Annotated in this window: 10 protein-coding genes; 9 read left to right on the top strand and 1 reads right to left on the bottom strand. The window is 72.9% G+C overall.

Translation table 11 applies throughout. The features are described 5' to 3' along the window. Positions 1–170 precede the first annotated feature (170 nt). Both tilS and hpt read left to right on the top strand, forming a co-directional pair. Positions 171–1,163 carry a tRNA lysidine(34) synthetase TilS gene (gene tilS / locus HF577_RS34920; protein WP_169400275.1) on the top strand — a complete coding sequence of 331 codons (993 nt, stop codon included), beginning with the start codon at positions 171–173 and terminating at the stop codon, positions 1,161–1,163. Positions 1,164–1,193: 30 nt separating this feature from the next. Beyond that, complete coding sequence (gene hpt / locus HF577_RS34915; RefSeq protein WP_169400274.1) at positions 1,194–1,745, top strand: hypoxanthine phosphoribosyltransferase; 552 nt, start codon at positions 1,194–1,196, stop codon at positions 1,743–1,745. A 63-nt stretch (positions 1,746–1,808) separates the two neighbouring features. Here hpt and HF577_RS34910 read toward each other — a convergent pair whose 3' ends face one another. After that, on the bottom strand, positions 1,809–2,741 hold the full coding sequence (locus HF577_RS34910) for a serine protease (RefSeq protein WP_211175308.1): 933 nt from the start codon (positions 2,739–2,741) through the stop codon (positions 1,809–1,811). Between the two features lie 295 nt (positions 2,742–3,036). Between HF577_RS34910 and ftsH the strand changes: the two genes are divergently transcribed. The 7 genes from ftsH to HF577_RS34875 all read left to right on the top strand — a co-directional run. After that, positions 3,037–5,451: an ATP-dependent zinc metalloprotease FtsH gene (gene ftsH, locus HF577_RS34905; RefSeq protein WP_169400273.1), complete on the top strand. Its 2,415-nt coding sequence runs from the start codon at positions 3,037–3,039 to the stop codon at positions 5,449–5,451. A gap of 77 nt (positions 5,452–5,528) precedes the next feature. Then, positions 5,529–6,092, top strand: coding sequence for a GTP cyclohydrolase I FolE (folE, locus tag HF577_RS34900; RefSeq protein WP_211175307.1), 564 nt, complete (start codon positions 5,529–5,531; stop codon positions 6,090–6,092). Between the two features lie 59 nt (positions 6,093–6,151). After that, entirely contained in the window at positions 6,152–6,982 is an 831-nt protein-coding gene (gene folP, locus HF577_RS34895; protein ID WP_169400276.1) for a dihydropteroate synthase, read from the top strand. Beyond that, entirely contained in the window at positions 6,979–7,368 is a 390-nt protein-coding gene (gene folB, locus HF577_RS34890; RefSeq protein ID WP_169400272.1) for a dihydroneopterin aldolase, read from the top strand. Before folP ends, folB begins: the two co-directional genes overlap by 4 nt. Further along, positions 7,365–7,874: a 2-amino-4-hydroxy-6-hydroxymethyldihydropteridine diphosphokinase gene (folK, locus tag HF577_RS34885; RefSeq protein ID WP_169400271.1), complete on the top strand. Its 510-nt coding sequence runs from the start codon at positions 7,365–7,367 to the stop codon at positions 7,872–7,874. The genes folB and folK overlap by 4 nt, the downstream gene beginning before the upstream one ends. Further along, complete coding sequence (locus tag HF577_RS34880) at positions 7,871–8,332, top strand: DUF3180 domain-containing protein (RefSeq protein WP_169400270.1); 462 nt, start codon at positions 7,871–7,873, stop codon at positions 8,330–8,332. Before folK ends, HF577_RS34880 begins: the two co-directional genes overlap by 4 nt. Positions 8,333–8,372: 40 nt before the next feature. After that, positions 8,373–9,618: PrsW family intramembrane metalloprotease (locus HF577_RS34875; RefSeq protein WP_169400269.1), on the top strand; the 1,246-nt coding region annotated here is incomplete at its 3' end.

Raw genomic sequence — 9,618 nt, 5'->3', positions numbered from 1 at the left:
AACCCTCCCCGCGAGTCGCCCGGATTCCGCCCGCGAGTCGCCCGATCTGCGTGCGCGAGTCGCCCGGGTGCGTGCCTGCGCGCCGCCTGGGTCCCGGAGCCCGTCCGGCACACTCGCATCCCAGGTCCCGCGGGTTCGCGGGGCGGTCGTGGCTAGGCGGGGAGGGACCGGTGGCCGACCAGGCGCAGCGACGCGTCGACGCCGCGGTCGCCGAGGTCCGGCGTGCCGTCCGCACCGCCCTCGCGGCGCTGCCCTCCCCGTACCGGGACGCCCCGCTGCTCGTGGCCTGCTCCGGTGGGGCCGACTCGCTCGCCCTCGCCGCCGCGGCCCTGACCGTCCGGGGTGCGGGCGAGGTGCATGCCGCCGTGGTCGACCACGGTCTGCAGGAGGGCTCGGCCCGGCAGGCCGCCGCCACTGCCGAGCTGCTCACGGGCATGGGCGCCGTGGCGTCGGTCCACCGCGTGGAGGTCGGCGGCCCCGGCGGCACGGAGGCCGCGGCCCGGCGGGCCCGCTACGCCGCCCTGCGCGCCGCGCGCCCCCACCCGGCTGCGCCGGTGCTGCTCGGCCACACGCTCGACGACCAGGCCGAGACGGTGCTGCTCGGGCTCGGACGGGGTTCGGGAGCGCGGTCGATCGCGGGCATGCGTGCCTGGGATCCGCCCTGGTCACGCCCGCTGCTGGGGGTGCGGCGCGCGGTCACCGTGGCGGCATGCGCTGCCCTGGACCTCCCGGTGTGGGACGACCCGCACAACGTCGACCCGAGGTTCACCCGCGTGCGGTTGCGGCACGAGGTGATGCCGCTGCTGGAGGACGTGCTCGCCGGGGGAGTGGCGGCGGCGCTGGCGCGTACCGCCGCGCAGCTGCGGGAGGACGACGACGCACTGGACGCGCTGGCCACAGCCCTGGTCGCGGAGGCCCGTGACGGCGACGCGCTGCGCCTCGAACCGCTCGTGGCCACGCCGCCTGCGGTGCGCCGGAGGGTGCTGAGGGCCTGGTTGGCGGCCTCGGCCGTGACCACACTCACTGAGGTGCATCTGCGCGCCGCTGACGTTCTTGCAGCTCATGGTCCGGATCGTGCGGGAGTGGCCCTTCCCGGTGGGTTGGAGCTGGTGCGGGAGCGTGGCAGGCTGCTCCTGCGCCCGGTCCGCTGGCCATCGGGCTGATCTTCCCCGATACCGCAGGAGGACGTCCGCGTGTACGACGGCGACATCGCCTCGACGCTGGTCACCGAGCAGGCGATCCGTGACAAGATCGCTGAGCTGGCCGCACAGATCGGTGCGGACTACGCGTCCGAGCAGGCCGAGTCGGACCTCCTGCTCGTCGGGGTCCTCAAGGGCGCGGTGATGTTCATGACCGACCTCGCGAGGGCGTTGCCGCTGCCGGTGCAGCTCGAGTTCATGGCGGTCAGCTCCTACGGCTCCGCCACGTCGTCGTCCGGGGTGGTCCGCATCCTCAAGGACCTCGACCGCGACATCGCAGGCCGCCACGTGCTGATCGTCGAGGACATCATCGACTCGGGGCTGACCCTGTCCTGGCTGCTGAAGAACCTGGAGTCGCGCCAGCCCGCGTCGCTCCAGGTGGTCACGCTGCTGCGCAAGCCGGACGCGGTGAAGGTCGACGTCCCCGTGAAGTACGTGGGCTTCGACATCCCCAACGAGTTCGTGGTCGGTTACGGCCTCGACTACGCCGAGCGCTACCGCGACCTGCCGTTCATCGGGACGCTGGACCCGGCCGTCTACGCCTGAACGCGCGAACGGCGCCTTCCCTGCCGGGCAGGGAAGGCGCCGTTCGTGTCGGACGGTGGCCGCTCAGCCCACGGGCGGTCCGGCCGGCCCGGCGAGCGTGGTGGCCGAAACGCCGGGGGGCGCCGGGGTGAACGGCTGCGTGCCCGGCACGAGCTGGATGTCGCCGAGGCCGCCGTTGGCGTTGGCGTACTGCAGGTCGTGGGCGAGGTCGCTCACACCGTTGCTCACGGGCAGCGGGGCGAGGTTGAGCGTGGAGAGCAGGCCGATGGCGTCGCCCTTCCCGTCGACGAACGCGCTGCCCGAGTCACCGGGGACGCCGGGGGTGATCGTGTAGACCTCGTGGCTGCGGCCGCCGCCCGCCTCGGCCGCGCTGGCGCCTGCCTTCGGGCTGAGCGCCTTGACGCCCGCACGCAGCGGCGAGTTCCCGTAGCTGTAGACGGGCTCGCCCGCGACCAGGCCGTCGGTGTCGATGCCGACGGGGCCGCCGAAGAACGGGATGCTCGGGTTGACGTCGGCGACGTCCTCCGGCGCGATCTCGACCAGCGCGAAGTCGTTGTAGGCGCAGGTGTCGGGGTCGGACTCGCCGTTGCCCTGCATGGTGACCCAGGAGCTGTAGGCGAGTGTGCCGGTGCGGTCGGTGCCGTCGGCCGCCTTGATGGTGACGAGGGTGCCGACGGGTCCGGTGCCGGAGTCGCACCCGTTGGTCTCGGTGGCCTCGCCGGTGCCGGCGCAGTGGGCGGCCTGGCCGAGGAACGTCCGGTCGCCGGAGGTGAAGACGAAGTTGCTGGTGCAGGCCCCGCCGCCGGTGGTCTCGGTGACCACGCCGGGGTGGATCGCGGCCGTGTCGGCCGGTGCCCATTCGGCTTGGTTCGTGGTGGTTTCCGCAGGTACCGATGGTCGTGCCGGTGCTGCCGTCGCTGCCGGGGCGGCGAACGCGCCGAGCGCAACCACGCCGACGGCGATGCCCAGCGCGACACCACGGAACCGGAACCTCATGTGCACTCCCCCATCACCGGCCGCCGGCCGATGTCGATCACTACCGCCGTCAACTCAACGACAGCGGTCTGTGCGGGATACCCCGGCTTTGCCGGGAAAGACGAGGTGGGAACACCGGTCCCCTTCCGGCCGTTGTACCAGCACGTACCCATGAGGGGTGCGTCGGTCGACGTCGACGACGCGGCCCGGCTTCAAGACCGCTATCCTGGCGGACTCAGGGCCGGTCAGTGTGCTGCGCCGGGTCTCCGTCGGAGAATCTCGCCAGGGAGGGTGAAGGCCGCACGGCCGAAGCTGCATGGACCGCAAGCGCCTGCTCCGCAACCCGCTGATCTGGATCCTCGCCGCGATCCTGGTCTACTTCACCTTCAGCGTGCTCTTCGACGACACTCGCGGCTACACCCAGGTGCCCACGTCGGTCGCGCTCGCCCAGATCAGCAGCGGCAACGTCAAGGACGCGCTGATCGAGGACAACGAGCAGCAGCTGCGCCTCACCCTGAACCAGCCGGTCAACGGCGCCACCCAGGTCATCACCCAGTACCCGGCGCAGACCAGTGGCCCCATCGTGCAGGCGTTGGAGACGGCGGGCAACAAGCCGTCGTTCAACACGGTCGTGCGCCAGGAGTCGTTCCTGACCACGATCCTCATCTACCTGATCCCGCTCGGCCTCGTGCTGCTCATCCTGTTCTGGATGATGAACAACGCGCAGGGCGGCGGGAACCGCGTGATGTCCTTCGGCAAGTCGAAGGCCAAGCAGCTCAACAAGGACATGCCGAAGACCACCTTCGGTGATGTCGCGGGCGCCGACGAGGCGGTCGAGGAGCTCCACGAGATCAAGGACTTCCTGCAGAACCCCGGCCGTTACCAGGCGCTCGGCGCGAAGATCCCGAAGGGCGTGCTGCTGTACGGCCCTCCCGGCACCGGCAAGACGCTGCTCGCGCGCGCCGTGGCGGGCGAGGCGGGCGTGCCGTTCTACACGATCTCCGGCTCCGACTTCGTCGAGATGTTCGTCGGTGTCGGTGCGTCCCGGGTGCGCGACCTGTTCGAGCAGGCCAAGCAGAACTCGCCCTGCATCATCTTCGTCGACGAGATCGACGCGGTCGGCCGCCAGCGCGGCGCGGGCCTCGGCGGTGGCCACGACGAGCGCGAGCAGACGCTCAACCAGCTCCTCGTCGAGATGGACGGGTTCGACGCCCGCGGCGGCATCATCCTGATCGCGGCCACCAACCGGCCCGACATCCTCGACCCCGCGCTGCTGCGCCCCGGCCGCTTCGACCGCCAGATCCCGGTCGGCGCTCCCGACCTCGCGGGCCGGCGCGCGATCCTGGCCGTCCACTCCAAGGGCAAGCCGTTCGCGAACGACGTCGACTTCGAGGGCCTGGCCAAGCGCACGGTCGGCATGTCCGGCGCCGACCTCGCCAACGTCGTCAACGAGGCTGCGCTGCTCACGGCGCGGGAGAACGGCACGCTGATCAACGGCGCGGCGCTGGAGGAGTCCGTCGACCGCGTCGTCGGCGGTCCGCGGCGCAAGGGCAAGATCATCTCCGAGCAGGAGAAGAAGATCACCGCCTACCACGAGGGCGGCCACGCGCTCGCGGCCTGGGCGATGCCGGACCTCGAGCCGGTCTACAAGCTCACGATCCTGCCCCGCGGGCGCACCGGTGGCCACGCGCTCGTCGTTCCCGAGGACGACAAGGGCCTGATGACCCGTTCGGAGATGATCGGGCGGCTGGTGTTCGCGATGGGCGGCCGGTCGGCGGAGGAGCTCGTCTTCCACGAGCCCACCACCGGCGCCTCCTCCGACATCGACCAGGCCACGAAGATCGCCAAGGCGATGGTCACCGAGTACGGCATGAGCGCTCGGCTGGGTGCCGTCCGCTACGGCCGCGACCAGGGCGACCCGTTCCTCGGCCGGTCGATGGGCAACCAGGCCGACTACTCCCTCGAGGTCGCCCACGAGATCGACGAGGAGGTGCGCGCGCTGATCGAGGCCGCGCACACGGAGGCCTGGGAGATCCTCAACACCTACCGCGACGTGCTCGACGACCTGGTGTTCGAGCTCCTGGAGAAGGAGACGCTCACCCGCCGGGACCTCGAGCGCATCTTCGACCGGGTGGAGAAGCGGCCGCGGATCACCGCGTTCAACGACTTCGGCGGGCGCACCCCGTCGGACAAGCCGCCGATCCAGACTCCGGCCGAGCGGGCCAGGGAGCGCGGCGAGCCGTGGCCGCCCAACACCGAGCCGCAGCGCGAGCCCGCCCCCGTCGGGTCCTACCCGGGCGGCGGTTACGCGGTGCCCACCCCCGGGCCCAACGGGGGTCCGGTGCCCACGCCCGGTCCCGGTCCGCACGGTGGGTATCCCGGCGGTCCCGGTCAGCCTCCGTTCCCGGCCACTGCCCCCGGCGGGTACGGGCCGCCGACGGCTCCCCAGCAGAACTGGGGTCCCCCTCCGATGCAGCAGCCCGGGCCCGCGCAGCAGCCCGGCCCCGGCCAGCCCAACTCGGTACAGCCCAACTACGGTGCGCCGGCCGACTGGCGTCCCGCCACCACGCCGCACGGCCAGCCCTGGCCGCCGGCCGGGCAGTGGCAGCAGCCGCCGTGGCCGCCGACCGCCCCGCCCGCCGCGGGCAACGGTCACGCCGACGGGCCCGTTCCGCCGCCCGCACCGCCGCAGGAGAACGGTAAGGGTCCGGACGAGGACGGGTCGCGCTGAGCTCGGGAGCACTGGGCGACACGGGAGCCTCCGCGGCCGACGCGTTCGAGCGGGGCGCCGCGGACGGTAAGCCCAGGATGGATCGGGAACGCGCCGAGGCCGCCGTGCGCGAGTTGCTGATCGCGATCGGGGAGGACCCCGAGCGCGACGGTCTGCGCGACACCCCGGCCCGGGTCGCCCGGGCCTACGAGGAGATCTTCGCCGGCCTGTACGTCGATCCGGACACCGTGCTGGAGAAGACGTTCGACGAGCACCATCAGGAGCTCATCCTCGTCAAGGACATCCCGGTGTTCAGCACGTGCGAACACCACCTGGTTCCCTTCCACGGCATGGCGCACGTCGGTTACATTCCGAACGTGGATGGGCGCGTCACCGGGCTGTCCAAGCTGGCACGTCTGGTCGATCTCTACGCGCGGCGCCCGCAGGTGCAGGAGCGGCTCACCGGGCAGGTCGCCGACGCGATGGTGCGCAAGCTCGTCCCGCGCGGTGTGATCGTCGTGATCGAGGCCGAGCACCTCTGCATGGGCATGCGGGGCATCCGCAAGCCGGGGTCGCGCACCGTCACGTCAGCGGTACGCGGGATGTTCCAGTCCTCGCCGACGTCGCGGGCCGAGGCGCTCTCGCTGATCCGGAGCGGGTGAGGCGGGTGGGCACCCGCCCGGAGCTACCCGGACTGCCCCGGCCCGGGCGGTGCGTGGTGATGGGCGTCCTCAACGTCACGCCCGACTCGTTCTCGGACGGGGGCCGCTACCTGGACCGTCAGCACGCGGTGGCGCACGGCGTCGCGATGCACGAGGCCGGGGCCGACCTCGTCGACGTGGGCGGTGAGTCCACCCGCCCCGGCGCCGGCCGTGTCGAGGCCGACGTGGAGAAGGCCCGGGTGCTCCCGGTGATCCGGGACCTGGTGGCGGAGGGTGTGCGGGTCAGCATCGACACCACGAGGGCGGCGGTGGCCGAGGCGGCCGTCGAGGCGGGTGCCTCCGTCGTCAACGACGTCTCCGGTGGCCTCGCCGACCGCGCGATGGCCGTCACCGTCGCTCAGGCGCGCGTGCCGTGGATCCTGATGCACTGGCGGGGGCACAGCGACCGGATGAACTCGCTCGCCACCTACGAGGACGTAGTCGGCGAGGTGCGTGACGAGCTCGTGGCCAGGGTGGACGCAGCAGTACTGGCGGGCGTCGAGCCGTCGAGCCTGGTGCTCGACCCCGGTCTGGGCTTCGCGAAGACCGCGGCACACAACTGGGCGCTGCTGCGCAGGCTCGACGTGCTGACCGCGCTCGGCTTCCCGGTGCTCGTGGGCGCCTCCCGCAAGCGCTTCCTCGGTCAGTTGCTGGCCGACGCCGACGGCACGCCGCGGCCGTTCGACTACCGCGACGGTGCCACGGCGGCGGTGAGTGCTCTGGCGGCCTACAACGGTGCGTGGGGCGTGCGCGTGCACGACGTGCACAGCACGCTGGACGCGGTCGCGGTGGCCGCGGCATGGCAGCTGGGTACGTCCCGGGCCAGCACCGCCTCCCAGGACGGGCGATGACCGACCGGATCGAGCTGCGAGGGCTGAAGGTCCGCGGGCACCACGGGGTGTTCGACCACGAGCGCCGCGACGGGCAGGACTTCGTCGTGGACGTCACGGTCTGGATGGACCTGGCCGCGGCCGCGGCGTCGGACGACCTCACCGACACCCTGCACTACGGGGTGCTCGCCCAGCGGGTCGCCGCGATCGTCGGTGGTGAGCCGTACAACCTCATCGAGGCCGTGGCGGGACGCGTCGCCGACGACGTCATGACCGACGGCCGCGTGCAGTCCGTCGAGGTCGTGCTGCACAAGCCGCAGGCTCCGATCCCGCTGGAGTTCGCCGACGTGTCCGTGGTGGTCCGCCGCTCGCGCCGCGACCCGCAGCCCCGGATCATCCCGGCGTGACCCGCGCCGTGCTGTCGTTGGGATCGAACCTGGGTGACCGGTTCGCCCACCTGCGGGCGGCCGTCGAGGGGTTCGCCGGCGTGCTGGTCACGGCGTCACCGGTGTACGAGACGGCCCCCTGGGGCGGCGTGGAGCAGGACGACTTCCTCAACGCCGTGGTCGTCGTCGACGACCCCCGGACCGACGCCTGGGGGTGGCTGCGCCGCGGACAGGGCCTGGAGGAGGCGTCCGGCCGGGTCCGCGAGGTCCGCTGGGGTCCCCGGACGCTGGACGTCGACGTCGTCACGGTGGACGGCCCGGACGGCCCGGTGCGGAGCACGCATCCGGACCTCCTGCTGCCGCACCCCGGCACGCCCGAGCGCGCCACCGTGCTGCGGCCCTGGCTCGACGTGGACGCGGACGCGCAGCTACCCGGACACGGCCCGGTCGCCGCGCTGCTGGCGGCGCTGGGGCCCGACGCCGAGTCCGGGATGCGGCGACGGGACGACCTGGTGCTCGTGCCATGACGCTGACGCGCCCGCGCCATCTGCTCGCCGTCGCGCTCGTGACGGGACTGATCGTGAACCTGATCGTGCGGCTCACCTACAACTCGCTGCCGGCGCTCCCGCTCCCGGCCGGGGCGACGCTGGGCGTGCTGGGGGTGGCCGAGGCGCTGGCCGGGAGCGCGCTGCGCGCCCGCATCCGGCACCGGCCGGGAACGCAGCCGGTGCAACCGCTGGTGGCGGCGAGGGCGGTGCTCGTCGCCAAGGCGTCGTCGCTGGCCGGCGCGGTCATGGCGGGCGTGTGGGCCGGGCTGCTCGCCCACGTGCTGCCCCGGGCCGCCGACGTCACGGCCGCGGCCGACGACTCACTGGCGGCCGGCGTCGGCCTGGCGTGCGCTCTCGTCCTCGTCGGTGGCGCTCTGTGGTTGGAATGGTGCTGCCGTACCCCGGATGACGAGCCGCGCGAGAAGCCGGGTGAGTGACGTGCACGCCCCGTAGTGGGCGCCCGTAGGCTCTCGGCCCATGGCGCAGGCGACCCGGGCCGTTCCGATGCCCACAATCGGACGGCAGCGCCGCGGCGTGCTCGGCCCGGTCCTCGGACTCGTGGCGCTCGCGATCTGCGGGCTGATCGTCCTCGGGGTGTTCGGCAGCACGGTCGGGCCGGGCGGAGTCCTGGTCGGTGCGCTGTGCGCGCTGCTGCCGGTCGGCCCCGTCGTCGCGACGTTCCTGTGGGTCGACCGCTGGGAGCCGGAGCCGCCGCGGCTGCTGCTGACCGCGTTCCTGTGGGGCGCCTGCTTCGCCGCCCTCACGGCGCTGCTGATCAACTCGAGCGCGGTGCTGGTGGCCGACGAGGTCGTCGGCCGCGGAAGCGGTGACGTCCTCGGGACGGTCGCGATCGCCCCGGTGGTGGAGGAGGCGGTGAAGGGCATCTTCGTCGTCGGCCTGCTGGCTCTGCGCAGGCGGGAGTTCGACGGGATCGTCGACGGGATCGTCTACGCCGGGCTGGTGGGGGCGGGGTTCGCGTTCACCGAGAACATCCTCTACATCGGCCGGGCCTTCTCCGAGGGCGACATGGTCGGGCAGGGGAGCGGGGTGGTGGCCGTGCTCCTGCTGCGCGGTGTGCTCTCGCCGTTCGCCCACCCGCTGTTCACGGTGATGACCGGGATCGGCGCCGGAATCGCCGCCCGCAGCCGCAGCCTGGGCGTCGCACTGGTCACCGTGCCCGTCGGCTATCTACTGGCGGTGACGCTCCACGCGCTCTGGAACGCGTCGGCTTCGCTGTACGGCGGTGCCGTGTTCTTCACGGTCTACGGGTTCATCATGGTGCCGATGTTCCTGGCCGTTGCGGCCGTGGTGGTGTGGCAGCGCAGGCGCGAGCAGCGCACCGTGATCGACCAGCTGCCCGGCTTCGCCCGGGCCGGCTGGATCGCCCCGAGCGAGGTCCCGCTGCTGTCCAGCCTGGCCGGCAGGCGCGGCTGGCGGGCCGCGGTGCGGCGGGGCTCGGGCCGGCAGGTGGCGAAGGCCGTCTCGGAGTACCAGGACGCCGTCACCGAGCTCGCGTTCCTCCGGGCGCGGATGGAGCGTGGTGCGGTCGGACCCTCCGGGGTGTTCCGGCACGACGAGGCGCTGGCCGGCCTGCGCCAGGCGCGCGCCCGCGCCGTGGGCCACCCCGAGGCGTTGACGGTGGCCATGCGGCACCGGGGCAACCAGACCTGGACGCCACCGCCGCCCGGACCGCCCCCGGCGGCGGTGGCGTCCAGGTCTGGTT

This window comes from Pseudonocardia xinjiangensis (assembly GCF_012911925.1).
Taxonomy (GTDB): Bacteria; Actinomycetota; Actinomycetes; order Mycobacteriales; family Pseudonocardiaceae; genus Pseudonocardia; species Pseudonocardia xinjiangensis.
The sequence above is the reverse complement of the archived record's forward strand: the minus strand, read 5'-3'. Positions and strand labels throughout refer to the sequence as shown.

Bases quoted from the DNA above. Each gene is read 5' to 3' on its own strand.
- HF577_RS34910 (WP_211175308.1), bottom strand. From the start codon at position 2,741: ATGAGGTTCCGGTTCCGTGGTGTCGCGCTGGGCATCGCCGTCGGCGTG.
- ftsH (WP_169400273.1), top strand. From the start codon at position 3,037: ATGGACCGCAAGCGCCTGCTCCGCAACCCGCTGATCTGGATCCTCGCC.
- folE (WP_211175307.1), top strand. From the start codon at position 5,529: ATGGATCGGGAACGCGCCGAGGCCGCCGTGCGCGAGTTGCTGATCGCG.
- folP (WP_169400276.1), top strand. From the start codon at position 6,152: ATGGGCGTCCTCAACGTCACGCCCGACTCGTTCTCGGACGGGGGCCGC.
- folB (WP_169400272.1), top strand. From the start codon at position 6,979: ATGACCGACCGGATCGAGCTGCGAGGGCTGAAGGTCCGCGGGCACCAC.
- HF577_RS34880 (WP_169400270.1), top strand. From the start codon at position 7,871: ATGACGCTGACGCGCCCGCGCCATCTGCTCGCCGTCGCGCTCGTGACG.